General features: G+C 69.4%; 20 protein-coding genes. 13 read left to right on the top strand and 7 right to left on the bottom strand.

Annotated elements, in window-relative coordinates:
• Positions 1–11 precede the first annotated feature (11 nt).
• From KF892_01045 to KF892_01065, 5 genes are all read left to right on the top strand, one after another.
• A complete protein-coding gene (locus KF892_01045) occupies positions 12–5324 on the top strand; it encodes a filamentous hemagglutinin N-terminal domain-containing protein (protein MBX3623570.1) in 5313 nt (1770 codons plus the stop codon).
• Positions 5321–8389, top strand: coding sequence for a caspase family protein (locus KF892_01050; protein MBX3623571.1), 3069 nt, complete (start codon positions 5321–5323; stop codon positions 8387–8389). Before KF892_01045 ends, KF892_01050 begins: the two co-directional genes overlap by 4 nt.
• 62 nt (positions 8390–8451) lie before the next feature.
• Positions 8452–8646, top strand: a complete 195-nt coding sequence (locus tag KF892_01055) for a hypothetical protein (GenBank protein MBX3623572.1) — start codon at positions 8452–8454, stop codon at positions 8644–8646.
• 7 nt (positions 8647–8653) lie between these two features.
• Positions 8654–9571 (top strand): hypothetical protein, encoded by a 918-nt coding sequence (locus KF892_01060; GenBank protein ID MBX3623573.1) that lies wholly within the window; start codon positions 8654–8656, stop codon positions 9569–9571.
• The gene (locus KF892_01065; GenBank protein MBX3623574.1) at positions 9568–10377 is read left to right on the top strand and encodes an alpha/beta hydrolase; all 810 of its coding nucleotides are present in this window, start codon (positions 9568–9570) and stop codon (positions 10375–10377) included. The genes KF892_01060 and KF892_01065 overlap by 4 nt, the downstream gene beginning before the upstream one ends.
• Here KF892_01065 and KF892_01070 read toward each other — a convergent pair.
• From KF892_01070 to ccmE, 7 genes are all read right to left on the bottom strand, one after another.
• The gene (locus tag KF892_01070) at positions 10352–11158 is read right to left on the bottom strand and encodes a methyltransferase domain-containing protein (GenBank protein MBX3623575.1); all 807 of its coding nucleotides are present in this window, start codon (positions 11156–11158) and stop codon (positions 10352–10354) included. The genes KF892_01065 and KF892_01070 overlap by 26 nt on opposite strands.
• 63 nt (positions 11159–11221) lie before the next feature.
• Positions 11222–12004: an AraC family transcriptional regulator gene (locus tag KF892_01075; GenBank protein ID MBX3623576.1), complete on the bottom strand. Its 783-nt coding sequence runs from the start codon at positions 12002–12004 to the stop codon at positions 11222–11224.
• Between the two features lie 44 nt (positions 12005–12048).
• Complete coding sequence (ccmI, locus tag KF892_01080; GenBank protein ID MBX3623577.1) at positions 12049–13293, bottom strand: c-type cytochrome biogenesis protein CcmI; 1245 nt, start codon at positions 13291–13293, stop codon at positions 12049–12051.
• A complete protein-coding gene (locus KF892_01085; protein MBX3623578.1) occupies positions 13293–13781 on the bottom strand; it encodes a cytochrome c-type biogenesis protein CcmH in 489 nt (162 codons plus the stop codon). The genes ccmI and KF892_01085 overlap by 1 nt, the downstream gene beginning before the upstream one ends.
• Entirely contained in the window at positions 13778–14305 is a 528-nt protein-coding gene (locus KF892_01090; GenBank protein MBX3623579.1) for a DsbE family thiol:disulfide interchange protein, read from the bottom strand. The genes KF892_01085 and KF892_01090 overlap by 4 nt, the downstream gene beginning before the upstream one ends.
• Positions 14302–16248: a heme lyase CcmF/NrfE family subunit gene (locus tag KF892_01095; protein MBX3623580.1), complete on the bottom strand. Its 1947-nt coding sequence runs from the start codon at positions 16246–16248 to the stop codon at positions 14302–14304. Before KF892_01095 ends, KF892_01090 begins: the two co-directional genes overlap by 4 nt.
• Positions 16249–16280: 32 nt before the next feature.
• Positions 16281–16724, bottom strand: a complete 444-nt coding sequence (ccmE, locus tag KF892_01100) for a cytochrome c maturation protein CcmE (GenBank protein MBX3623581.1) — start codon at positions 16722–16724, stop codon at positions 16281–16283.
• Between the two features lie 336 nt (positions 16725–17060).
• Here ccmE and KF892_01105 point away from each other — a divergent pair, with 336 nt between their 5' ends.
• The 8 genes from KF892_01105 to KF892_01140 are packed head-to-tail and all read left to right on the top strand — an operon-like array spanning position 17061 to position 25119.
• Entirely contained in the window at positions 17061–18077 is a 1017-nt protein-coding gene (locus KF892_01105; protein ID MBX3623582.1) for an FAD:protein FMN transferase, read from the top strand.
• A gap of 43 nt (positions 18078–18120) precedes the next feature.
• The gene (locus KF892_01110; protein ID MBX3623583.1) at positions 18121–21135 is read left to right on the top strand and encodes a hypothetical protein; all 3015 of its coding nucleotides are present in this window, start codon (positions 18121–18123) and stop codon (positions 21133–21135) included.
• Positions 21129–21737 (top strand): hypothetical protein, encoded by a 609-nt coding sequence (locus KF892_01115; GenBank protein ID MBX3623584.1) that lies wholly within the window; start codon positions 21129–21131, stop codon positions 21735–21737. Before KF892_01110 ends, KF892_01115 begins: the two co-directional genes overlap by 7 nt.
• Positions 21738–21775: 38 nt before the next feature.
• Positions 21776–22492, top strand: a complete 717-nt coding sequence (locus KF892_01120) for a hypothetical protein (GenBank protein MBX3623585.1) — start codon at positions 21776–21778, stop codon at positions 22490–22492.
• A 23-nt stretch (positions 22493–22515) separates the two neighbouring features.
• Entirely contained in the window at positions 22516–23181 is a 666-nt protein-coding gene (locus tag KF892_01125; GenBank protein MBX3623586.1) for an outer membrane beta-barrel domain-containing protein, read from the top strand.
• Positions 23182–23193: 12 nt separating this feature from the next.
• On the top strand, positions 23194–23721 hold the full coding sequence (locus KF892_01130; GenBank protein ID MBX3623587.1) for a TlpA family protein disulfide reductase: 528 nt from the start codon (positions 23194–23196) through the stop codon (positions 23719–23721).
• On the top strand, positions 23721–23963 hold the full coding sequence (locus KF892_01135; protein ID MBX3623588.1) for a DUF4266 domain-containing protein: 243 nt from the start codon (positions 23721–23723) through the stop codon (positions 23961–23963). Before KF892_01130 ends, KF892_01135 begins: the two co-directional genes overlap by 1 nt.
• Positions 23893–25119 carry a DUF3570 domain-containing protein gene (locus KF892_01140; GenBank protein MBX3623589.1) on the top strand — a complete coding sequence of 409 codons (1227 nt, stop codon included), beginning with the start codon at positions 23893–23895 and terminating at the stop codon, positions 25117–25119. The genes KF892_01135 and KF892_01140 overlap by 71 nt, the downstream gene beginning before the upstream one ends.
• Positions 25120–25134 lie beyond the last annotated feature (15 nt).

Consider the following 25134-nt stretch of genomic DNA (forward strand, 5'->3'; position numbering starts at 1 on the left):
GGGACCAGGACATGAAGCAACACGCTCCCACGTCATTCCGCCTGCGCGCCTTGTCGCGCGAGATCTCGCTCATCTTCGGCGCCAGCACGCTGCTGGCGATGCCGCTCGCCCAAGCCGCGCCGCAAGGCGGCTCGGTGACGGCCGGGCAGGCGGCGATCCAGCAGAACGGTGCGCTCACCACCATCACGCAGGCTTCGCAGCGTGCGGCCATCGACTGGCGCAGCTTCAACGTGGGCGCCAACGAGACGGTCAACTTCGTGCAGCCCAACGCCAGCGCGGCCATTCTCAACCGCGTGGTGGGCAACGACCCGTCGGCCATCTTCGGGCGCATCACCGCCAACGGGCAGGTGCTGCTGATCAACCCCAACGGCATCCTCTTCGGCCGCACGGCGCAGGTCGACGTGGGGGCCCTCACGGCGACTACGTCCAACCTGAGCAACGCCGACTTCATGGCCGGCCGGCTCCAGTTCAACGAAGCCGGCAAGCCGGGCGCAACGGTCGAGAACCAGGGCCGCATCACCGTGGCCGAAGGTGGCTTTGCGGCGCTGGTGGGGCGCCAGGTCGCCAACAGTGGTGTGATCACCGCGCGCCTCGGCAAGGTGGCGCTCGCCGGTGGCGATGCCTTCGTGCTCGACCTCTATGGCGACAAGCTCGTCAACCTCGTGGTCGACCCGGCCGCGATGAACGCGCTGACCGACGCGAATGGCCAGCCCCTGGCCGCGTGTGTCGACCACAGTGGCCAGATCGTGGCCGACGGCGGGCGGGTGCAGCTGAGCGTGGCGACCGTCAAGCAGCTCGTCGACAACCTCATCAACCTGAGCGGCACGTTGCGCGCCACCTCGTTCACCAGCGCGCCCGGCCTCATCTCGCTGCATGGCGATGCCAACACCCGCGTGAACGTGAGCGGCACGCTCGACACCTCGGGCGACGGCCGCGGCGGGCGCATCGAGGTCACGGGCCGTGAGGTGAACCTGCAGTCGGGCTCGTCGCTCGCCGCCACCGGCGGCGAGGGCAGCATCGCCGTGGGCGGCGACTGGCAGGGCCGCGGCCCGCTGGCGCACGCCGAGCAGGTGAACGTGGCGCAGGGCGCGAGCCTCGACGCCAGCGGCGGCACGCGAGGTGATGGCGGCACCGTGGTGCTGTGGTCCGACAAGAACACGCAGTTCGCCGGGCGCATCGACGCCAACGGCGGCAGCGCGGCCGGCAACGCCGGCCAGGTCGAGGTCTCTTCCAAAGGCACGCTCGGCTTCCAGGGCGACGTGGGCGTCTTCGCCACGAACGGCCAGCAAGGCTCGCTGCTGCTCGACCCGCTGAACCTCACCATCGCGGCCACGAGTTCCGGCGATTCGCAGGTCTCGGCCGACCAGCTGCGCTACTTCCTCACCCGCGGAACCAGCGTCACCCTCTCGGCCGACCAGAACGTGACGGTCGACGCCGAGGTCAACGGGCTCGTGAGTGGCGGCGGCGGGACGGCCGGCGGCGGGCTCACGCTGACGGCTGGCAACAACCTCGCGGTCAACCAGAGCATCGGGCTCAACAACGGCGCGCTGAACCTCACAGCGACCAACGGCACGCTGAGCCAGGCCAATGGCACGGTGCTCTACACCGGCACGGGCGCGGCGACTCTGCGCGGCGGGGCAGGCGTGGACCTCGGGCAGGTGGCCAGCGGCGGTGCGGTCGACATCCGCAGCGCCAATGGCGCGGTCACGGTGCGCAATGCGATCGTGGCGGCCACGTCGAACGGCGCGGCGGCGCCGGTGGCGAGCCTCAACGTGCAAGGCGCCGGGGCCGTGACGCTGAACGGAGCGCTCGTGCAAGGCGACGCCACGGTGCGCAGCGTCAACTCGGGAGTGAGTCTTGCGGGCGCCGTGATCCAGAGCACGGCGGGCAACGTGCAGGTCAACGCCGGCACGACGATCAGCAGCGCGGCCAGCAACATCGGCGTGGTGGCGGCCGGCACGGCAACGGTCACGGCCGGCCAGGCCATCGACCTTGGTGCCGTGCTGAGCAACGGCGCGGCCACGCTCACGTCGACCGGCGGTGGGGTGACGGTGCGGCAGGCGGTGGCGGGTGCCAGCAACTCCGCGGCCGGTGGCCTCACGATCAACGCCGCAGGCGCCGTGGCGCTGGCAGGCGCCAACACGGGCGCGGGTGGCATCGTCGTGTCGACGAGCGGCAACATCACCTCGCAAGGCGCGAACGCATCGCAAGGAGGGCTGCTCAGCACCGGCAGCGTGACGCTCACGTCCACGGCCGGACAGGTGGGCACCGGAGGGGTGCCGCTGCGTGTACAGGCCGGCGGCAACGTGCGCCTCGAGGGGCAGGCCGGCATCACCGCGGCCACCCTGCTGGGCGCCGGCAACATCGACCTGGTGGCCGCGGCGGGTGGCATCACCGTCAGTGAAGCGATTGCGGCGCAGCCCGGCACGGTCAGTGCAGCGACGACGGCGAGACCCACGGCCGTCAACCTGACGGCGCGTGATGCCATCGACGTCGCGGGCGCGGTCGCCGGGGCCAATGGCATCGGCATCGAAAGCCAGGCGGGTGCGGTGACGGTGCGCAACTCGCTCTTCAGCAACGGCCGGGTGAGCGTGGTGGCCGCGGGAGCCGTCAACGTGCAGAACGGTGCGGGCATCGTGACGACGCGGGACGATGGCCTGGGCAACGTCCTGCTCCAGTCGACCGGCAACAGCCTGACCCTCGGCAACGGCGGCATCCGCGTGGAGGGCGCCACGTCGGGTGCGACGCTCCTGGGGCAGACGGGCGTGACGGTGAACGGCGACATCCAGGTGCACAGCGGCACGATCACGCTCGGGTCCAGCCTGGGCGCCGTGCGGGTGCTCGCGAGCAACACGAGCAACGATCCAGCGCTCAACGCAACCCTCGACGCTGGCAACGACGTGGTGCGCTCCGCCATCAACGTGTCTGCGCTGGGCGACGTGGAAGTGGGCGAAATGATTGCCTACAAGGACATCAACCTCACCTCGACCACCGGCAACGTGACCCTCATGCGCGGCCTGGGTGGCAATGCCAGCGGCACCTTCGGCGGCAACCCGGTGCTGCTCAACACCGGCTACGTTGACCACGCCCGTGGCTACCTGTCTCAGTACCGGCCCAACGTCGGCCGGCTCGTCATCAGTGCGGCTCAGGGCTCGGTCGAACTGAACGGCCTGAACCTGGATGGCAACACGTCGGCGACCGACACCACGCCGGGCCTGTCGGTCACGGCGGGCCGCCGCATCGTCAGCAACAACGAGATCGCGGTGAACAAGGGCGACATCGTGCTCACCTCCACCGGCACCGGCGCGACCGACGGGGTCTACCTCGGCAGCAGCGTCTACTCGCGCGGCTACGACAGCGTGGGCGCCGACGGCGTGCGCGGCGGCAGCGACGACCTGAAGATTGGCTACGGCATCCGCATCGGCGGCCGTGTGCTGGGCCTCTTCGACAACACGCTCGAGATGGCGCAGCTGCCGGTCAACAACTTCATCGTGTCGTGGTACGAGGCCGGCCCCGGCAGCCCGCCGCCGCTGCACCAGGTGCGCACCGATGCGCAGGGCTTCGTGGTCGACACCGCCGGCGTGCGGGTGCGCAACCCCGATGGCAGCTACCAGATGGTGGGCGTGCTCTCCACGCTGGCGAGCCTCAATGCCTCCGACCTGGCCGTGCACAACGTCACCCTCGCGGGCGTGGTGGCCTCCGGCCCGAACCAGGGCATCGCCATCGACAGCGTGCGCGGCGTGCCGGCCGCGACCGACGGCCTGGGCAACCTGAGGGTCGTCACCCAGGAGATCGCCAAGATCGAGATCGCCAACAACGTGGCGAACTACCAGGACCCGGCCAACGTGGGCACCCTGGTCGCCCCCACGACCGGCACGGCTGCCAGCCGCGAGATCGCCATCACCACGCCCACCATCGCCGGCGTGGCCAACCACACCGCGCAAACGCCGATGCGCCTCAGCGAGACGCCGGTGCTCACCACGCTCAACCAGACGCCCATCGTCTCGGCGCCCACGCAGGCAGGCGTGGTGGCCGCCACGCGCGGCATCGGCCTCAAGCTGCTGAGCTTCCGCGAGAGCGGCGATGCCAGCAGCCAGGTGTGGAACACCAGCATCCGCATGGCCGACAGCGTCAACTTCAGCAGCTACTTCTTCCGGGTCGATGGGGCGAGCCTGGACCAGCTGGTCATCCCCGACCTCACCTCGACGGTGCCGGTCGAAGGTGTGTTCTCGGTCACCGTGCCGGCGCTGGCGGTGCGCACCTACCGCGACTCGGGCAACCAGCTCGTCACCGAAGTCGTGCAGCTGCCCAACGGCGCGGGCACCGCCACGCACACCTTCCGCATCGAAACCAGCGGCAACACCGAGCTGGCCCGGCTGGAGCAGGTGACGCTGGCCAACGTCAACCTGTCGTCGCTGTCGAACAGCGCCCCAGGCGGGGCCACGCAGGTGAGCGCGTGGTCGGCCAGCGGCTGGCGCGACCTCGGCACCACCGCCATCGTGCGCCTCTCCAGCCCGGTGCTCAGCCGCCCCGGCACGGCCGATGGCGTGGCCTTGTCGGGCGGCATCCTCACCTCGACCGGCAGCACCACGGCGGCACTGCAGAGCGGCGCGAGCATTGCGCCGAACTACGAGTTGCTGGTGCCGCGCTTCCTGCAGCCCACGCCCTTCGGCGCGCTGCAACCGCTGAACCCGCTCAGCGAGCCGCGCACCTTCCAGGTCACCAACGTGCTGGCCGATTCGGTGTCGACGGCGAGTTCGACCACGCGCGTGGGCACGCGGGTGTTCGTCTACGACAGCGTGATCGACACCTCCAACGGCACCCGCACCTTCGACTCCAACACCGGCGTGGCCATCCCGGGCCTCGGCGGCATTCCCGGCTTCAACAACAGCACCGTCGGCTTCGCGGGCGTCGGTGCCGGTTTCGGCGCGGTGGGCAATGGCACGGCCGGCAGCACCGGCGTGGGCAGCACGAGCGGGCAGGGCGTGACCGGCGCCACCATCCCAGGCGGCCTGACCGGCACGGGCACCGCGCCTCCGCTGCCGGCGGTGGAAGACCGCAGCACGCAGGACGTGGCCAACAGCGGCGCCAACGCACCCGAGGCGACCGGCCAACCCGGCAGCACCGAGCTGGCCTTCAGCGTGCGGCCGGCGGCCGAGGCCGACCTGGGCCGTGGGCAATCGGTGCCCGGTTCGGCGGTCAACGTGTTCAAGCGGCTCTACCGTCTGGCCACCTCGTCGGCGCCGGGAGTGTGCGCCCCTGGGGTGGTGCAGCAGACGCCCTCGGCCGACGGCGGCACCGGGCGGGACTGCCCGGCGAAGTGAAACCTGCAGTGACGCTGGCGCTCAAGGCGTGGCTGGGCCTCGCCGCGGCGCTGGCCGCGTGCGCTGTGTTTGCGGCCACGCCGAGCACCACGCCGCAGCTGCGCCTGGTGCAGGAGATGCACAACGCGCCGCTCGGCCAGATCCGCAGCGACGCGGCGCACACCCGGCTCTTCAGCGTCTCGCTCGACAAGACCCTGCGCATCTGGCGCATGGCCGACCTGCAGTTGCTGCGCACCGTGCCCTTGCCCGCCGAGGCGGGCATGGAAGGCACACCCTACGGCCTGGCTGTGGCCCCTGATGGGCAACGGGCCTACGTGGCCGGCATCACCGGCTGGGCGTGGGGCAGGGCCTCGCACGTCTACGTGGTCGACGCCGACCGTGGGCGCATCACCGGCAAGCTCGGCCGCTTCGACAACGACGTGGTGGTCTCGCTCGACCTGTCGCCCGATGGCAAGCGCCTCGCGGTGGGCCTGGCGCGCGGTGGCTTGCAGGTGATCGATGCCGAGACGGGCGCATCGCTCGGCGGTGATGCGGCCTATGGCGCGCCCGTGACCTTCGTGCACCACGCGGCCGACGGGCGCATGGCCACCACCTCCGAAGACGGCTGCGTGCGTGTGTATGCGCGAGACATGGCGCTCGCCTTCCGTGCGCAATACCCGCCGGTGGCCGCCGGGCAACCGCAATGCACCGGCTCCGAGCTCGGCGGCATCCGCTTCTCGCCCGATGGCAAGTGGCTGGCCTTCGGTGTGCGCTACAAGGCCGACGGCGGCCGCCAGCAGCCCGAGGTGACGGTGATGGACGCCGCGACGCTCACCGTGCGCCGCACCTTGAAGCCCGACGCCGCCGACCAGCAATCGCTGTGCTGCATCGCCTGGTCGCCCGACAGCGGCACGCTGTACGTCAACGGCAACGTCGAAGGCGACGGGCCGACGCCCATCTACCGGGTGCGCGACGTGAGGTCGGGTGCGCTCGAGCGCTGGAACGTGGGGCGCCAGCAGATCGCCAACATGCTGCCGCTGCCTCAGGGCCAGGTCGTGTTTGCGACGACCGTGCCCTCGCTCACGCGTGTGGGGGCCGATGGGCAGATCGTGATCGACCGCGACGGCCAGCCCCAGCAGCGCCTGCCGCACAACATCGACTTCCACGCGCAGCGCAGCGACCCGAACGCGCTGCGCCTGTCGGCCGACGGGCAGTCGCTGGTGCTCTCGCGCGGCGATGCCTCGCGACTGTGGGTGAACCTTGCCGCGCAGAACCAGCAGGCCGTGCTCTCTACCGACGGGCTCGACGATGCCGCGCTGCAGCCCGCGCGGCGCAGCGGGGCGGTGAAGGTGGCCACCGCCACCGGCTTCTATGCCTACCGCGAGCCGACGACCGTCAACGGCAAGCCGGTGACGCTCGACCGCGAGGAGGGCGTGCGCAGCTGGGCCGTGCATGCCACCCTGCCGATCGCCGCCTTCGGCACGCAGTGGCGCCTGCGCCTGGTCGATGCGCAAGGGCGGCCGCTCAAGGGCTGGGAGAACCCGCCGTATCTCGGCGCCCCGGCGTACCACACGCTCCTCACGGCCGACGGCAAGAAGGCCGTGGTGGCCCTGGGCGACGGCACGCTGCGCTGGTTCGCAGTCGACAGCGGCCGCGAGCTGCTGGGCCTCTTCGTGCACAACAACGGCAGCGACTGGGTGGCCTGGCGTGCCGACGGCTACTACGCATCGTCGCCGCAGGGCGACCAGTACGTGGGCTGGCTCGTCAACCGGGGTGACGACCGCAGCCCCGACTTCCACCGCGCGGTGCAGTTCGAACGCCGGCTCTACCGGCCCGACCTCGTGCGCGCGGCGCTGCGGCCGGCCACGCTCTCGGCCATTGCCACGGCCGAGCAGCTTGCCGAGACGCTGCGGCAGATGGCCGCGCCGCGCGTGAGCATCGAGGCCATCACCGCGGGCGCCGAGCCGGGCACGGTGGCGGTGCGGCTGAGTGCCGAGTCCACCGGCCAGCCGATCCAGGAGCTCGGGGTGTATGTCGACGGCGTGCCGGTGCTGCGCCCGGCTGAGCGCCGGGTGGCGAGTGGCGATGCGCAGCGCCTCACGCGCACCGTCACCACGCGGCTGAACGGCGCAAGCTCGGTCATCCGCGTCGAGGCCGAGACCGAGCGTTCGCTGGGCCTGGACGAATCGGCGCCGCTGGCAGCGCCCGCCGCAGCCCGTGCCAGGCCGGGCCGGCTGTGGCTGGTGCTGACCGGCGTGTCGCGCTTCGACAGCGTGCTGGCGTGCGAGGCGCGTGGCGATTGCAAGGTGCGCGTGACCCAGCTGCCCAACACCACGCGCGATGCGCGCGAGCTGGCGGCCGTGCTCACGCGCCACACTGGCAAGCTCTTCAGCAGCGTGAGCACCGTGCTGCTGGCCGAAGACGCGCCCGACCAGCCGACCAAGGCCAACCTCGTCTCGCGCCTCAAGGAGCTGGAGCAGGTGAGCCCCGACGACACCGTGCTCGTCTTCGTGGCCTCGCACGGCTTCACGCCCGACCCGGCCTCCGGCGAGTACTACTTCCTCACCAAGGACTCGTCGCAGCAAGACCTGCTCGCGGTGACGAGCGCCAAACCCGGCCAGCCGCTCGACGTGCGTGCCGCCGCCAGCCTGATGAGCGGTACCGAGCTGCATGCGCTGCTCAAGCGTGTGCCCGGCAAGCGCATCCTGGTGCTCGACACCTGCCACTCGGGCAGCGCCGATGGGCGCAACGACCCGTATGCCTTGTCCAAGCGCAGCGCGGCGGCGCAGATCGCGGTGCTCTCGGCGTCGCAGGGCGACCAGCTTTCCTACGAGGTCCCCCCTGATCCTTCGGGCAACACGCCGCAGCATGGCGCCTTCACCTACGCCTTGATGGAGGCGCTGTCGGGCCGCGCCGCGGCGGCACCCGGTGCGCCGGTGACGCTGCAGGGCGCCTTCCGCTACGTCGGCCCGCGGGTCAACGAGCTGCTCAAGCGGGTGCCGCGTGCACCCTCGCAGCGTGCGCTGCAGACCCCGACCCTGAGCGCGAACCCGGCACTCGCGGGCACGGCACTTGCGGCGCCCTGAGATGCAGTAAGGTCGCGCCCTGATCTCACAACCGGAGCCTTCGCGTGCGTCATCTCTCCGTCATGTTGGTCACCCTGATGGCACTGCTGCTGCAGGCCTGTTCGTCGCAGCAGCTCTACGGCACGGGCCAGGAGATGCAGCGCAACGAGTGCCGCAAGATCGTCGACATGCAGGAGCAGAGGCGCTGCATCGCGAATGCCAACATGTCGCACGATGAGTACAAGCGCCAGGCCGAGGCGGCCAAGGGTGCGAAGTAAGGTGGCGATGCGGCTCGCGCTGCTGCTGTCGATGGCCTTGGCGTGGCTGGCGCCATCGCACGCTGCCGAAGGCACCATCAGCGGCCCGGGCGACCACACGTTCTCCATCGAGCACGGCGGCAAGCCCCGACAGTACCGCGTGCACGTGCCGCCGGGCTTTTCGGCCGACAAGCCGATGCCGGTGGTGTTTGCCCTGCACGGCGGTGGCGGCAACATGGACATCCAGTCCGACGACCGCTTCTACGGCCAGGTCGCCAAGGCCGACGCGGCGGGCTACGTGGTGGTGTTCCCCAACGGCTACAGCCGTTTCCGCGGCGGCAAGCTCGCCACCTGGAACGCCGGCAACTGCTGCGGCCTCGCCCGCGATGAAAACGCCGACGACGTGGGCTTCATCCGCGAGATCGTCAAACGCCTGAGCATGCAGCCGGGCATCGACGCGAAGCGCTTCTATGCGAGCGGCATGTCCAACGGCGCGATGATGAGCTACCGCCTGGCGTGCGAGATGCCGGAGACCTTCCGCGCCATCGCCGCGGTGGCCGGCACCGACAACACCCGCAGCTGCCAGCCCGCCTCGCCGGTGTCGGTGCTGCACATTCACGCGCGCGACGACGAGCTGGAGCTGTTCGAGGGCGGCGCCGGGCGCAAGTCGCGTGCGGTGACCGCCTTCGTGTCGGTGCCCGACTCGATCTCGAAATGGGTGCAGCTCAACGGCTGCCAGCGCACGCCGCAGCGTGTGTTCGAAGTGCCGGGTGCCTACTGCGAGGCCTACACGGGCTGCCGTGGCCAGGGCACCGAGGTCAAGCTCTGCGTCACCGAGACGGGCGGCCACTCCTGGCCCGGTGGCGCCAAGCCGCGTGGGCGCGGCCGGGGCTCGAGTGCGATCTCGGCCACCGACCTGATCTGGGACTTCTTCAGCACCCGATGAACGGCCGCGCCCTCGCTGTTGCGGCCAGTGCCGCACTCACGCTTGGCTTGGCCGGATGCGAGACCGTGCGCCCGTCGGTCGTGCCCTTGCGCACCCTCGAGCAGCCCGCGCCCTGCGGCCCGGTCGACACGCTGATCGTGATGCTGCCCGGCTCGTATTCCTTGCCCGAGGAGTTCCAGCGCGAAGGCTTCGTGCGCACCTTGCGCGCTCGGCAGGTGGCGGCCGATGTGCTGCTCGTCGATGCGCACCTGGGCTACTACCGCGACCGGACCATCATCGAGCGCCTCCATGCCGACGTGGTGCAGCCCGCGCGGGCGCGCGGTGTGCGCCAGATCTGGCTGGTCGGCATCTCGCTCGGGGCGGTGGGCGCGATGCTGTATGCCGACGAGCACCCGCAGGCGCTCGATGGCGTGGTGCTGCTGGCGCCCTTCCTCGGCACGCGGCTCACCGCGCTCGAGATCGAGAACGCCGGCGGGCTCGCGCAATGGCCAGCGCCGGAGCGCCGCGCTGACGAGGAGCTGGACGTGCGGCTGTGGCGCTGGCTGAAAAAACAATCGGCCCCCGGTGCCGCGCCGCTGCGCATCGTGCAGGGGTATGGCGTCGACGACCGCTTCGCCTACAACAACCGGCTCTTCAGCCAGTCGCTGCCGCCAGCCCAGGTGTTCACCGCGCCCGGTGGGCACGACTGGCCGGCGTGGAACGACCTCTGGCACCGCATGGCGCAGACGCTGCCGTTGCCGCGAAGCCCCGCCTGCCAGGTGGCCGGGGCGCCAGATCCCGTCACGCCGGCTGCGCCACCGCCTTGAAGAAGGTGTAGCAGAACACCCCGTCGGCCTGGGCGGTGCGGTGCAGGGCCTGCACCCCGGCGTCGAAGTCCGCGGGGGTCGACAGGCCCGCCGCGATGGCGTCGTCGCGCACGCCTTCGATCATGGCGGTGAAGGTCTTGCGGGTGAAGCCTTCGACCCACGCGGGCCGGCTCGCATCGGCATAGACGAAGCGTGGCGAGACCTGCACGTCTTGCCCGCCAGCCGCTTGAAGCAAGGGATAGAGCTTGCGACCGATGAGCGCGTTGCCACCGGCTCGCGCCTGCAGTTTCACCTGGCAGTCGATCGCATGGCGCGCGGCCGGGTGCTCCGGGTGGAACATCACCGAGCCGTGGTCGCCTTCGATGGCGGTCAGCGTGCCACCGGGTTTGATCAGGCGCAGCAGGGTGCGCAGGGTGTCGGTGGGGTCGGCCAGATGTTCGAGCACGAAGCACACGAACACGTGGTCGAACGAGCCGTCGGCGAAAGGCAGGGTGCGCAGGTCGGCCTGCTGGAACTCGACGTTGCGCAGCCCGGCATCGGCCGCGCGCCGGCTCGCCACGGCCAGAGAGGCGGCCGAGATGTCGATGCAGGTGAAGCGGGCTCCGGGGCTGCGAGTGGCGAGTTCGAGCGTCTGGGCGCCGGTGCCGCATCCGGCTTCAAGCACGGAGCAAGCTTCGGGGTAGTGGGTGTCGTGGTGCAGCAGGTCCGACAGCGTGCGGGCCTGGTCGTGCAGTCGTTCCTGTTCACGGTCGGCGTAGCCGTGGACGTAAGCGTGGTTCATCTGAAGCGGCAAGAGGTGGCGAGGGCCGCAGTCTCGGCCGCTGGACCGCCGCGGTCTTGAACGCTATTGCAGCGAGGCGTGTTGCCAGGCGCCGGGCGTGAAGCCGAACTGCTGCACGAAGCTGCGCGTCATGTGGCTCTGGTCGGCGAAGCCGCAGGCGGCCGCGGCCTCGGCCAGCCCGATGCCCGACGCGATGAGCGCCCGCGCGCGCAGCACCCGCTGCTGGCGCAGCCAGGCATGGGGCGGCATGCCGTAGGCGTCGGCGAAATGCCGTAGCACCTGGAAGCGGCTCAGGCCGGCGAGGGTGGCCAGCTCGGCGAGCGAGGGGGTGTGGGTCAGGTCGTCGGCCAGCTGATCGCGCACCTGGTGCAGGGCCGGCGAGGCCGCTGGGCGGCTGGCTGCGAGGCCCGCATGACGCGCCAGCAGCTGCCCGCAGATGGAGGCCCAGGCTTCGTCGAGGGCCAGCGCTTCCGCGTCCTGCGCCAGGGCGAAAAGGCGGCGCAGGGCGTGACGCAGCCGTGGGTCGTCGAACACCGGCTGCGTGAGGGCGAGGGCGGTGCTGGCGGTGTCGCCCGGCGCCAGCGTGCTGGCCTGCAGCGCGGCGGCGTCCATGTAGACCATGCGCCAGCGACGGGCCGGCGCGCCGTGCGGGCGGCCGTCGTGTACTTCGCCGGGGTTGGTGCTGATGAGGTCGCCTGCGTAGGCCTGCACCGCACCACGGCCGCTGGCCGAATGGTGGGCGCCGTCATCGATCAGGCCGATGCCGTAGGTGTCATGCCAGTGGCGCGGGAAGTGGCGCGCGCTTGCGATGTGGGTGAAGTGCACGCCGGGCCACGGGGCCGCCATCACGTCGCAGCGATGGAGTTCGGCCGCGCCCACGAGCGTTCCCCTTACGGCCGCACCTGGTCGATCACGACCTCGACCTTGTCGGCCCCGGGCTTGACCGTGGCGCTCGCGCCGGTGAGGTCGCCCGATTGCGGCGTGGCGTTGCCGCTGCGCGAGACACGCGCTTCGATGCGCACTTCGCTCGCGCCGGAGATCTTGGCCTCGGGGCTCATGGCCATGCTGTCGTCGAGCTTGAAGCTGAAGGGCAGGGCCGACACCTGGATGCGCTGCACGGCCAGCGGCAGGCGCGAGCCTTGCGGGTTGCGCGCGAAGATGAAGACGGTGTCGCCCGGCTGGACCTTGGCGGCCAATGCGGGCGCGAGGCTCACGCGCCCGCTGACGCTCGCCCCGGCGGCGGCGGTCGTGGGGCTGGGGGCCGGCGGTGTGGTGGCCGACGGGGCCGCGGGTGTCTTGGCCCCGGCACCGCCGACGCCCGCCAGGTGCTCGCGCGTCTTCGCGATGGCATCGGTGAGCCAGCGTGCGTCTTCGGAATCGGGCGGCACCACACGCTGAATCTGCTGCCAGCGGGCGATGGCCTGCGCGTAGTCGCCGCGGTTGTAGGCGGCCGTGGCGGCCAGCGAGAGCGCCATCGGGTTCTCCGGCTCGACCTTGAGCGCCTGGTTGACGAGCGCCATCGGCTTGCCTTCGAGGTTGCCCATCGCGCGCGACGCCAGCACGTCGGCGTATTCGGCCAGCAGCGTGGCGTTTTCCTGCAGGGCCGGGCCGATGCGTTCGAACGCCGCTTCGGCTTCGGGCAGGCGGCCCATGGCGCGGTAGCTGCGGGCGAGCACGACGAAGCCGCGCGGGTCGGGGTTCTTCTCCATGCGGGCGGCCAGGTCGGCCACCATCTTCTCGACGTTCTGCTGCGTGGGGGCGGCGCGTGCGAGCGGGTCGAGCGCGGCGGGCGTGCCGAGCCAGGCGTACAGCCCGGCTGCGGCCAGCGGCAGCGTGACGGCGAGCAGCAGCGCGGTGTGCTTCATACCCCCGGCAGCCGTGGTGGGCGCATCGGTGGCCGACACGTCATCGAGCAGGCGGCGCTGCAGTTCGGCGCGGGCCTGGGCGTGGTCTTCCGTGCTGAGCGTGCCGGCCGCGAGGTCGCGGTCGAGCTCGGCCAGCTGGTCGCGGTAGATGCCCGCGTTGATGTCGCTCGTGCTGCCCGCCGCGGGCTTGGGCTTGCGGTTCCACGGGCGCAGCAGTACCACCAGGGTGACCGCGACCAGAATGGCTGCGGCCAGGACGAATCCGCCCATCAGGAGTCTCCCTTAAGCGAGGCCTGCGCCTCGCGCTTGTCATTCAGCAGAGCTTCCGCTCTTCGTTGTTCTTCGGGTGTGAGGGCTGCCTCGGCGGGCTTGCGGCGGCGCAGGAAGGCGATGAGGGCGATCACCCCACCCACCATCAGCACGAAAGGCCCACCCCACAGCAGCCAGGTGGTCGGCTTGACGGGCGGGCGGTAGAGCACGAAATCGCCGTAGCGGTTGACGAGGAAATCGCGGATCTCCTGGTCGGTCTGCCCCTGCTTGATCATCGTGCGGATCTCGCGCTTGAGGTCGAGCGCCAGGTCGGCGCGCGAGCCGGCGAGCGATTCGTTCTGGCAGACCAGGCAGCGCAGCTCTTCGCTGATGTGCACGAGGCGGGCCTCGACAGCCGGGTCTTCGGCGAGCGGGGCGGCGTCCTTGGCGGGCGCAGCCGCGGCCATGAGCGCCAGCGACAGCGCCAGGAACACGTGCTTGGCGCTCATTTCTGCAGCTCCGCGATGAGCGGCAGGATCTTCTTGTCGAGCACCTCGGGCGTCACCGGGCCGATCTGCTTGAAGCGGATCACGCCGGCCTTGTCGATCACGTAGGTCTCGGGCACGCCATAGACGCCGTAGTCGATGCCCACGCGGCCGTCGGCGTCGACGGCCGAGAGGTCGTAGGGGTCGCCGTGGCGGGCCAGCCAGTTGAGGGCTTCGGGGCGCTGGTCTTTGTAGTCGAGGCCGACGATGGGGGCGACCTTGCGCTTGGCGAGGTCGACCAGCACCGGGTGCTCGACGCGGCACGACACGCACCACGAGGCCCACACGTTGAGCAGCCACACCTTGCCGGCCATGTCTTTCGGGCTGAAGCTGCCTTCCTTCTGAAGCTGGGGCAGGGTGAAGGCCGGTGCGGGCTTGCCGACGAGCGGCGAGGGCACTTCGCGCGGGTCGCGGTTCAGGCCGATGGCGAGAAAGACCGCCAGCACGATGAAGAGCACTAGCGGGATCAGCAGGTAGCGCTTCTTCATGCCGGGGCTCCCTGCACCGCCACCGCACTCTTCTGCTTCAGGCGGTAGCGCCGGTCGGCCGCGGCGATGCCGCCACCGAGCGCCATCAGCAGGCAGCCGCTCCAGATCCACATGACGAAGGGTTTGTAGTAGACGCGCACGCTCCACACGCGGCCTTCGGTGTCGAGCGCCTCACCGAGCGAGACGTAGAGGTCGCGGGTGAAGCCGGTGTCGATGGCGGTCTCGGTCATCGGCATCTGCGACGAGAAGTAGTTGCGCTTCTCGGGGTGCAGGTGGCGCAGCTCGACCTTGTCCTTGATCAGCGCCACGTCGCCACGGGCGGCGGTGTAGTTGGGGCCTTCCACCTGGCGCACGCCATCGAGGCGGAAGGTGTAGCCGCCCATCTCGACGGTGTCACCCACCGCCATGCGCACGTCTTTCTCGACCTCGTAGCCCTTGACCATGGTCACGCCGACCACGAAGACCGCCATGCCGATGTGCGCGATGTGCATGCCCCAGTAAGAGCGCGGCGGCCAGCCGGAGCGCAGGCGTTCGCGGATCTGGAAGGCGCTGCTGGCGAAGATCCACACCGCCAGCAGCAGGCCGAGCGCGACCAGCGGGCTCCAGTGATCGCCCACCAGGAAGGGCAGGCCGACGCCGGCCACCACGGCGATCACCGCGGCCAGGCGCAGGCGCCGTGCCATGTCGCGCGCATCGGCGTGCTTCCAGCGGGCGAGCGGCCCGACGGCCAGCAGGAAGAGCAGCGGCAGCATGATCGGCACGAAGACCGAGTTGAAGTAGGGCGGGCCGACCGAGAGTTTGCCCATGCCGAGCGCGTCGATCAGCAGCGGGTAGAGCGTGCCCAGCAGCACCGAGCCGCAGGCCACGGCCAGCAGCACGTTGTTGACCAGCAGCAGCGTCTCGCGCGAGAAGAGGGCGAAGGCGCCACCCATGCTCACCTTGGCGGCGCGCCAGGCAAAGAGCGTGAGCGAGCCGCCGATCACCACCACCAGGAAGGCGAGGATGAAGATGCCGCGGCGCGGGTCGGTGGCGAAGGCGTGCACCGAGGTCAAGACGCCCGAGCGCACGAGGAAGGTGCCCAGCAGCGAGAGCGAGAAGGCCGCGATGGCGAGCAGCACCGTCCAGTTCTTGAAGCTGCCGCGCTTTTCGGTCACGGCGAGCGAGTGGATCAGCGCGGTGCCGATGAGCCAGGGCATGAAGGAGGCGTTTTCCACCGGGTCCCAGAACCACCAGCCGCCCCAGCCCAGCTCGTAGTAGGCCCAGTACGAGCCGAGCGCGATGCCGAGGGTGAGGAAGACCCAGGCGACGTTGGTCCAGGGGCGCGACCAGCGGGCCCAGGCGGCGTCGAGCCGGCCGGCCAGCAGCGCCGCGATGGCGAACGCGAAGGCGACCGAGAAGCCCACGTAGCCCATGTAGAGCATCGGTGGGTGGACGACGAGGCCCGGGTCCTGCAGCAGCGGGTTGAGGTCGGCGCCGTCTTGTGCGCCGGGGAGCTGGCGGTCGAACGGGTTGGAGGTCAGCAGCATGAAGAGCAGGAAGCCCACCGCCACCAGGCCCAGCACGCCCAGCACCCGCGCCACCATCGCCTGCGGCAGCTGGCGCGACAAGAGGCTCACCGCGCACGACCATCCGGTCAGCATCAGCAGCCACAGCAGCAGCGAGCCTTCGTGGCCGCCCCACACCGCCGCGGCGCGGTAGGCGGTGGGCAGCTTGGAGTTGGAGTGCTGCGCCACGTACTGCACCGAGAAGTCGTTGGCGATGAAGGCGTGCATCAGGCAGCCGAAGGCGAAGGCCACCAGCAGGAACTGCGTCTGTGCGGCCGGCCGGGCGAGGGCCATCCAGCCGACGTGGCCACGCTGCGCGCCGACGATCGGCAGCACGCCTTGCACGAGCGCCACCAGCAGCGCAAGGATGAGGGCCAGGTGGCCGAGTTCTGGGGTCATGGGCGTTGTCTCGCTTCTTGTGTGGCCGGCCGTTATTTCTTGTTGACGGTCTTCGCGGCCTTGTGCGCCTCGTCGACCGCGTGCTGGGCCTCGGGCGGCATGTAGTTCTCGTCGTGCTTGGCCAGCACCTCGGTGGCATGGAACTCGCCGTCGGGGTTGAACTTGCCTTGCACCACGGCGCCTTTGCCTTCCTTGAAGAGGTCAGGAAGGATGCCGGTGTAGGTGACACGCACGTCTTTCGCGGTGTCGGTCACGACGAAGTGCACCGTCATCTGGTCACGCTTGACGCTGCCCTCGCGCACCATGCCGCCCACGCGGAAGGCCCGGTTCTTCGGCGCTTCGCCGGCGGCCACCTGGGTCGGTGTGAAGAAGAAGGCGACGTTGCTCTGGAGGGCGTTGAGCACGAGCGCGGTGGCAATGCCCAGGCCGGCGAGTGCGCCCACGATGATCGCGATGCGCTTGTGTCGAGGTTTCATGTGAGCAGAGGCTCGCGTTGAGGTTGAAGCCGGCCGTTGAAGCCAGTGGCCAGGGGCGGATTATCCGCGCAGCCTGAGTGCCGCTTCCGTTGCGCCAAGTTCCGTTCTTGTAGCAAGTGCGCATACACCAAAGGTCACCCCGTATCTTCTGCGACCGTATGTAAGCCTGCTCACGTTTGCCAACTATTGACGTTATTTTTTCGCTTCTGAGGGTCGATGATCCGGCCGACGACAAAGAGGGCTTCGATTGTGCGTGTCGCAACCAGAAGCCTGAGACAACACCACGGAGAGCGTCTTGATCCTCATCAGCAATCGTTCGGAGCGACTGGAATAGCCATGCTGTTCGGTTTCTCCAAGCCCCGTGTCCAGAGCGACACCCCAGCCGCGGCTCCGAGCCGCGCGTGGGGCCGTTCGCAGGCGCAGGGCGAGTGGATGAGCCGTGAGGAAGCCATCATGGGCACCGCGGTGCGCGTGGAGCTGTGGGCCCCCGAGCGCCAGCAGGGCGAGGCGGCACTCGACGCCGTGATGGCCGAGATGCACCGCATCGACCGCACCATGAGCCCGCACAAGCCGGACTCCGAACTCTCCGTCATCAACCGCGAAGCCGCACGCCACGCCGTGCCGCTGAGTGCCGAGATGGCTCGGCTGGTGTCGCGGGCGATCGACTTCTCGAAGCTGTCCGACGGCGCGTTCGACATCACCTACGCCGGCGTCGGCCAGCTGTATGACTACCGCGCCGGCATCAAGCCGAGCGACGAGGCCGTGGCCGCGGCAAAGCCGACCGTCGGCTGGCGCCACCTCATCCTCGACCGCGAGCAGCGCACCCTGCGCTTTGCCCGCGACGGTGTGCGCATCGACCTCGGCGGCTTCGCCAAGGGCCATGCGGTCGACAACAGCGTGGCCATCCTGCGCCGCATGGGCATCGCCAACGCGTCGGTGGCAGCCGGTGGCGACAGTTATGTGATGGGCGACCGCGGTGGCCGCCCCTGGAGCATCGGCATCCGCGACCCGCAACGCGACAGCGGCGTGGTGGCGGTGCTGCCGCTCGAAGACACGTCGATCTCGACCTCGGGTGACTACGAGCGCTTCTTCATCGAAGACGGCGTGCGCCATCACCACCTGCTCGACCCCCGCACCGGCCGTTCGCCGCGCGCTCTGCGCAGCGTGACGATCCTCGCGGCCGATGGGTTGACCAGCGAGGCACTGTCGAAGTGCCTCTTCGTGATGGGTTTGGAAGCTGGCATGCGGCTCGTCGAGTCGCAGCCGGGTGTGGATGCGGTGGTGGTCGACGCGCAAGGGGCGTTGCACTACTCGTCCGGGTTGCTGGATGGCGCGGCTGCGCCGTCGCAGTGACCGGCAGGTGTTGAAGACGAATCGGACTCAATAGGAGGTGAATATGAAAGAAGTCCTGACACATAAGCATGCGCTGGCATGCGTTGCCGTGTGTGCGAGCCTGGTGCTCGCCGGTTGCGGCAGCGGCAGCAGCAGCACGAGCTCGGACGACACCGTCACGGTCAACGGCGACGTGCCCGTGGCCTACGTGAAGCGCTCGACGACCCTCAGCATGAACCCCACCGACGGTGCCCCCACCGCGGCGGGCGGCGATCTGATCATCCGCGAGAAATCGTCGGCCAGCGCCCAGGAGCACAACGTCACCGCCGGCATCACGCAAGGCAACGGTGACGCCTCCGACCCCGAGGTCTCGTATGACGGCAAGAAGATCGTCTTCGCGCTGCGCTGCCCCACCTCCAACACCTCCACGATCAACGGCGTGGCCGCCTGTACCGGCCGCTGGAACATCTGGGAATACGACATGACCAACGGGCTGGCCAACGGCACGCTGCGTCGCATCACCAGCTCCAACCAGCACGACGACGCCGACCCGTACTACCTGCCGGGCGGCGCGGGCTTCGTGTTCTCGTCCAACCGCCAGGAAAAGGCCCGCTCCAACCAGGCGCTCGGCCAGGCCTACAAGGCGCTCGACGAATACGAGCGCGAGGCGGTGATGAACCTGCACACGATGGACGCCAACGGCGGCAACATCCAGCAGATCTCGTTCAACCAGAGCCACGACCGCAACCCGGTGGTGCGCCCGAACGGCGACATCATGTTCTCGCGCTGGGAGCACGTGGGCGATCGCAACCGCTTCGCCGTCTTCCGCGCCAAGCCCGACGGCACCGACATGTTCGTGCTCTACGGTGCGCAAAGCCCGGGCAACAGCTTCCTGCACCCGCGCGACATGGACCCGAACGGTCCCTACCGCGGCCACATTTCCAGCTCGCTGATGCCGCTGTCGCGCACCCAGGAAGGTGGCGCGCTGATGGTGATCGACGCGTTCAACTACTCGGAGAACAACACCCGCGCCTTCGTGACCGCTTCGGCCACGGGCGGCCAGCGCCAGGTGACGGCGCAGGCGCTGAACGACGGCATGGGCCTGTCGGCCTTCGGCCGCGTGACCACGCCGTACCCGCTGTGGGACGGCACCAACCGCATCCTCGTGGCCTATCGCCCCTGCGAAGTCACGCGCAACGGCCAGGTGGTGCCTTGCGCCACGCTGACCCAGGCCGAGCGCGACCGCCTGAGCGATCGCACCCGCCTCGCCGCCGACATCGCCCTCGACACCGTGCGCGACAACGCCCCGGCCGCCTACGGCATCTACATGTACAACCCGGCCAACCAGACCTGGCTGCCGGTGGCCGCGCCGCCGTCGGGCTTCATGTACACCGACCCGATCGCGATCCAAGCGCGTGCCGAGCCCAATGCCACCCCGCCGGTGGCTGTCGATGCCACGCTCGCCGCGCAGAACATGGCGCTGATCGAAGTGCGCAGCGTCTATGACACCGACGGTCTCGGCCGCATGAGCGAGATGATGCTGACCGACGCCGATCGCCCCACCGGCTGCGCCCGTGGCATCGCGATGACCACGCCGCCGGCCGAAGAGAGCGAGACCCGCAGCTCGGTGGCCGACATCGCCGCCATCAAGGACCCGGCCAACCCGGCCTACCACTGCACCCCGGTGCGCTTCGTGCGTGCCATGCGCGCCGTCGCCCCGCCGCAGGGCATGACCGGCCTGCGCAGCTCGATCGGCGAGACCGAATTCGAGCAGCAGCAGATCCTCGGCTATGCGCCGGTGGAGCCCGACGGTTCGTTCAAGCTGCACGTGCCGGCCGACACGCCGCTCGCGCTGTCGATCATCGACAGCAAGGGCCGCGCGATCCAGACGCACACCAACTGGATTCAAGTGCGCCCCGGCGAGCGCCGCACCTGCGACGGCTGCCACAGCCCGCGCCGTGGTGCCTCGCTGAACTCCGGCGTCGTGGTCAACACCATGCCGGCGGCGCTGGTCGCGGCCCTGGCGTCCGACCACCAGACGGGTGAAACGATGGCCTCGACCCGCACCCGCCAGACCCCGGCGGCGCTGGCCCTGCAGGCCAACCTGGAGTTCACCGACGTGTGGGCCGACACCGCCCAGAGCGGCATCGTCGCCCGTGCGCCGATCCAGATCCGCTACACCGGCAACGCCAACCCGGCCGACGACCTGCAGACCCCGGCCCCGGCCACGACCGGCACGCACCGCGGCATCATCAACTACCCCGAGCACATCGCCCCCCTGTGGACGCGTGCCCGTGGTCCGTCGGGTGCCCACACCTGCACCAACTGCCACGCCGACGCGGCCGTGCTCGACCTGCGCGACACCACCTCCGGCACGGGTCGCATGACCTCGTATGAAGAATTGGTGATGGGCGACCCGATCATCGACCAGGCCACCGGCCTGCCGCAGATCGTGGTGCGCGACGGCGAGCCGATGATCGAGCGTGGCGCGGCCCTGGTGGAAACCAGCTCCAGTGCGGCCAACTCGGCCGGTGGCACCCGCAAGAGCCGCCTCGGCGAGATCCTGTGGGGCGAGAACCTGCTGGCCGGGGCAGCTGCTCGCACGGCGCACCCGAACCCGCCCAACACCGCGCCGAACCACGCCGCGATGCTCAACAAGGCCGAGCTGCGCCTCGTGACCGAGTGGATGGACCTCGGTGGCCAGTACTACAACGATCCGTTCAACCCGAACGGCAGCGTGCGCGCCATCAACGGCCTGTCGGAGGCGAGCTTCGCCGCCACCGTGCAGCCGATCCTGCGCCGCAGCTGTGCCGCCTCGTGCCACCAGGCCGGCAACATCGACCCGGCCGTGCCGGGCGGGCTGACGTTCCGCGGCAACCGCTTCGTGTTGACGGGCAGCACCGAGGGCGATTTCGGTGTGACACTCTCGCTGATCTCCAACACCTGCAATGCGGCGTCGAACTACCTGCTGAGCCGGCCTTCGAGCAACCCGCATCCGATGGGTGGCACTGGGCCCGTGCTGCCGGTCGGTAGCCCCGACTACCAGACGATTGCGAACTGGATCTCTAGCGGATGCTGACCCGGGAAAAGCGTGTACCTTGCAAGCCTGCTGCCAGCCCCCGCCCCCTGCGGGCGGGGCTCGCCGCGGCGCTGATCGCCCTGGTGGCGGGTTGCGGCGGCGGGACGCCGCTGGGCAACCCGCCCGACATCCAGAACAGCGGGGGAGGCACGGGCGGGCGGTCGCTGTCCTTCGCCTACTACCAGCGCTGCATCAACCCGATTTTCCTTGCGTCGCTGCCGATCCTTGGCTCCAATCCCCCGGTCACCAACACCTGTGCGGGAGCGGGTTGCCATGACGATGCCAACGGCGCCGGCGGCGCCTTCCGTGTGCGGCCGGCGGCGGCTGTGGTGAACCTCGCCAGCACCGCCGATGTGATCCGCGCCAGCGACATGTACAAGAACTACTACTCCGCGCAAGGCGAAGTGACCTTCAATTCCGTGCTGCTGAGCCGGCTCATCACCAAGCCGCTGGTGCGCGGCGTGCTGCACGGCGGCGGCCAGATCTTCGCCAATGATCTCGACCCCAACGTGCAGAAGCTCCTGTACTGGATGACCAACCCCATCCCCGTGGGGCAGGACGAACTCACCACCGACTTGCCTGCCGGTCCTGCCTGTCCATGAAGGTGCCGCGTCTCGTCCGAAGCGTGGCCTGCGCGTGGATGCTGGGCGCCGCCGCGGTGGGCGCCGCCCAGGCGGCCGATGCCCCAGCCGAGCGGCTGACGGTCGCCGACCCCTACCTCGAAGTGCACACCGGCCCTGGGCGGGGCTACCCCGTCTTCCACGTGGTCGAGCGGGCCGACTGGGTCGAGATCGAGCTGCGCCGCACCGACTGGTTCAAGATCCGCACCTCCGACGGCAAGGTCGGCTGGGTCGTGCGCCAGCAGCTCGAGCGCACCCTCACCGAAGCCGGCGGGCAGAAGACCTTCCGCGACGTGGCCCTCGACGACTACCTCAAGCGCAAGCTCGAGATGGGCGCCGGCTATGGCCGCTTCAAGAAGGAGCCGATGCTCAAGCTGTGGATGGGCTACCGCGTCTCCGACACGCTCTCGCTCGAAGGCACGATCGGCCAGGTGCAGGGCGTCTTCTCGGGCACCGACCTGTGGCACTTCAACCTCAACGTCGAACCCTGGTCCGACAAGCGCTGGTCGCCGTACTTCGGCATCGGCATGGGCAAGTTCAAGAACATCCCCAACCAGAGCCTGGTGGGCGCACAGCTCACCAACGTGAACCTCGCCAACGGCACGATCGGCCTGCGCTACTACCTCACCGAGCGCTTCGTCGTGCGCACCGACTACACCTTCTACACGGCCTTCCTCGCTGACACCCGCTACGGTGAATACCGGTCGGTGACGGCCGGCCTGTCGTTCTTCTTCTGATTGGTCTCATCGTGCACACGCCCATGCCCAAGACCCCCAAGCTGCTCGTTGCCTCGCTCCTGGCCGCCGCCGCCCTGTGCACTGCACCGGGCGCCCGCGCCGCCGACGAGAAAGACAAGGACAACAAGCCCGCCAACGAGCAGGTGATCGTGCCGCAGGTCGACCGGCGCAACGTCAAGGTGCCGAAGTTCCCGTCGAGAGATTTCGAACTCGGTCTCTTCACCGGCACCTACGGCACCGAGAGCTTCGGCTCCAGCTCAGTGAGCGGCCTGCGCCTGGGCTACCACATCACCGAAGATTTCTTCGTCGAAGGCGTCTACGCGCGCACCAAGGTCAGCGACGAGAACTACCGGCAGATCCTGCCCGGGGGCATCTTCCCGAGCGGCTCCGAGACGCTCAGCTACTACAACGTCTCGGTGGGTTGGAACGCGCTGCCGGGCGAGATCTTCATCTGGCGCAACACCGCCAAGGCCTCGGCGCTGTACCTCATCGGCGGCATCGGCAACACCAAGTTCCTCGAGCAGCGCAAGCAGACCATCAACTATGGCGTGGGCTCGCGCGTGCTCTTCGCCGACTGGTTCGCGCTGCAGATCGACGTGCGCGACCACATGTTCACCTACGACCTGCTGGGCCGCCGCAAGAGCACGCACAACATCGAGTTCACCCTCGGTACGACCTTCTTTTTCTGACAGGTGCTTTTCATGACCTCGACTTTCGTTCGCTTCGCCCCTTCCGCTGTGCTGCGGCCGCTGCTGGGCGCACTGTTGCTGGCCGCTGCCACCTGGTCGAGTGCCGCGGTCCCCGTTGGCGCCAACGCGCCCGACTTCACGCTCAAGACCCTGAACGGCCCCAACATGCGCTTGCAAGAGCAGCGCGGCAAGGTGGTGCTCGTCAACTTCTGGGCCACCTGGTGCGGCCCGTGCCGCAAGGAGATGCCGCACCTGAACCGCATCGCCGACAAGTACAAGTCGTCGGGCCTGGTACTGCTAGGCGTCAACATCGACGAAGACGTGCGCAACGCCGCCGAGGTGGCCGGCAAGCTGAAGGTGAGCTTCCCGGTGCTGCTCGACACCGACAAGGCGGTGAGCAAGATGTACGACCTCAACAGCATGCCCTCGACGATGGTGATCGACCGCAGCGGGAAGGTCCGCTACGTGCACCGCGGCTATCAAGACGGCTACGAAGACACCTACGACCAGCAGATCCGTGAGCTGCTGAAGGAAAGATGATGAGACGCCTGATGTCGGTGGCGGTGCGTTGTGGGCTGATGGCCTCGGCTGCAAGCCTGCTGGGTGCGTGCGGCAGCATCGAGCCCTGGGTCAAGCCCTACGAGCGCGAGCGCCTGGCCTCGCCGCTGATGCAGTTCTCGCGCGACGGCCTGTCGGCCAAGCACTTCGAGCATGTGCGCGAAGTGCGCGAGGGTGGCCGTGGCGCGACCGGCGTGCAAGGAGGCGGCTGTGGCTGCAACTGACGGCGTGCGCATCGTCGCACGTGCCTTGGCCGCAGGCCTGCGACGCGTCGTCGCCGTGCTGCGCCGCCAGCCACGCTCGGCGGTGCAGGCGGCCGGCCTTCTCGGCGGTGCGCTTGCCAGCGGCGTGGCCGGTGCTGCGCCCAACCTCCCCGAAGACCGCGCCGACGCGATGCTCCACGTCTACGAAGGCGGTGGCCTGAAGGCCTACGGCCCGGCGTTCCTGGTGCGCAAGAAAGTCGGCGAGAACCTCTCGCTCTCGGCCAACTATTACGTCGACATCGTGAGCAACGCCTCCATCGACGTGGTGACGACCGCGAGCCCCTACAAGGAAACGCGCAACGAGTACATCTTCGGCGCCGACTACGTGGTGCGCGACGCGACCATCTCGCTCAGCACCTCGCACTCGAAGGAGCCCGACTACATCGCCGACGCCACCAGCGTCGACGTGGCGCAGGAAGTGTTCGGCGGCATGACCACGCTCTCGCTCGGCTTCACCCGCGCCGAAGACAAGGTCGGCCGCAAGGGCGAGGGCACCATCGACTACGCCATGCACTGGCGCTACCGCCTGGGCCTCACGCAGATCCTGAGCCCCACTTGGCTTGCGAGCGTCAACTGGGAAGCCGTGGCCGACGACGGCTATCTCGGCAGCCCTTACCGCGTGGCGCGCGCCTTCGGCGCCGCCGTGCCGGAGCGCAACCCGCGCACGCGCTCCAGCCGCGCCATCAAGTTCCGTGTGCTGGGGGAAGTGAACCCCGGCCATGCGGTGCGCGCCGAGTACCGCTACTTCTGGGACAACTGGGCCATCAAGGCCCACACCTTCGAGCTCGGCTACAGCCGCCAGATCGGCGACCTCTGGCTCGTCGACTGGTACGGCCGCTACTACACCCAGGGCAAGGCGCTTTTCTACAGCGACAACGCCACGGCCGCCACGACCTACCTGTCGCGCAACCGCCAACTGGCCACGTTCAAGAGCATGAGCCTGGGCGCCAAGATGACCTACACGCTGAAGCACGTGCCCGGCAGCTACGACCTCAAGCTCAATGCCGCCGTGGAGCGTGTGAGCTTCAAGTTCTCCGACTTCACCGACATCCGCACCGGCCAGGCCTACAAGCACGATGCCAACGTGGTGCAGCTGTTCCTGTCGGCCAATTTCTGATCGAGAGCCTGCCTT

Origin of the sequence: Rhizobacter sp., assembly GCA_019635355.1 — a bacterium.
Lineage (GTDB): Bacteria > Pseudomonadota > Gammaproteobacteria > Burkholderiales > Burkholderiaceae_C > Rhizobacter.

Coding starts and splice junctions, on each gene's coding strand:
- KF892_01120 (MBX3623585.1), top strand. CDS start 21,776: ATGCTGGGCGCCGCCGCGGTGGGCGCCGCCCAGGCGGCCGATGCCCCA.
- KF892_01115 (MBX3623584.1), top strand. CDS start 21,129: ATGCTGACCCGGGAAAAGCGTGTACCTTGCAAGCCTGCTGCCAGCCCC.
- KF892_01075 (MBX3623576.1), bottom strand. CDS start 12,004: ATGGCGGCCCCGTGGCCCGGCGTGCACTTCACCCACATCGCAAGCGCG.
- KF892_01065 (MBX3623574.1), top strand. CDS start 9,568: ATGAACGGCCGCGCCCTCGCTGTTGCGGCCAGTGCCGCACTCACGCTT.
- KF892_01105 (MBX3623582.1), top strand. CDS start 17,061: ATGCTGTTCGGTTTCTCCAAGCCCCGTGTCCAGAGCGACACCCCAGCC.
- KF892_01060 (MBX3623573.1), top strand. CDS start 8,654: ATGCGGCTCGCGCTGCTGCTGTCGATGGCCTTGGCGTGGCTGGCGCCA.
- KF892_01045 (MBX3623570.1), top strand. CDS start 12: ATGAAGCAACACGCTCCCACGTCATTCCGCCTGCGCGCCTTGTCGCGC.
- KF892_01130 (MBX3623587.1), top strand. CDS start 23,194: ATGACCTCGACTTTCGTTCGCTTCGCCCCTTCCGCTGTGCTGCGGCCG.
- KF892_01140 (MBX3623589.1), top strand. CDS start 23,893: ATGTGCGCGAAGTGCGCGAGGGTGGCCGTGGCGCGACCGGCGTGCAAG.
- KF892_01110 (MBX3623583.1), top strand. CDS start 18,121: ATGAAAGAAGTCCTGACACATAAGCATGCGCTGGCATGCGTTGCCGTG.
- KF892_01070 (MBX3623575.1), bottom strand. CDS start 11,158: ATGAACCACGCTTACGTCCACGGCTACGCCGACCGTGAACAGGAACGA.
- KF892_01135 (MBX3623588.1), top strand. CDS start 23,721: ATGAGACGCCTGATGTCGGTGGCGGTGCGTTGTGGGCTGATGGCCTCG.
- KF892_01125 (MBX3623586.1), top strand. CDS start 22,516: ATGCCCAAGACCCCCAAGCTGCTCGTTGCCTCGCTCCTGGCCGCCGCC.
- KF892_01055 (MBX3623572.1), top strand. CDS start 8,452: ATGTTGGTCACCCTGATGGCACTGCTGCTGCAGGCCTGTTCGTCGCAG.
- KF892_01085 (MBX3623578.1), bottom strand. CDS start 13,781: ATGAGCGCCAAGCACGTGTTCCTGGCGCTGTCGCTGGCGCTCATGGCC.
- KF892_01090 (MBX3623579.1), bottom strand. CDS start 14,305: ATGAAGAAGCGCTACCTGCTGATCCCGCTAGTGCTCTTCATCGTGCTG.
- ccmI (MBX3623577.1), bottom strand. CDS start 13,293: ATGGGCGGATTCGTCCTGGCCGCAGCCATTCTGGTCGCGGTCACCCTG.
- ccmE (MBX3623581.1), bottom strand. CDS start 16,724: ATGAAACCTCGACACAAGCGCATCGCGATCATCGTGGGCGCACTCGCC.
- KF892_01095 (MBX3623580.1), bottom strand. CDS start 16,248: ATGACCCCAGAACTCGGCCACCTGGCCCTCATCCTTGCGCTGCTGGTG.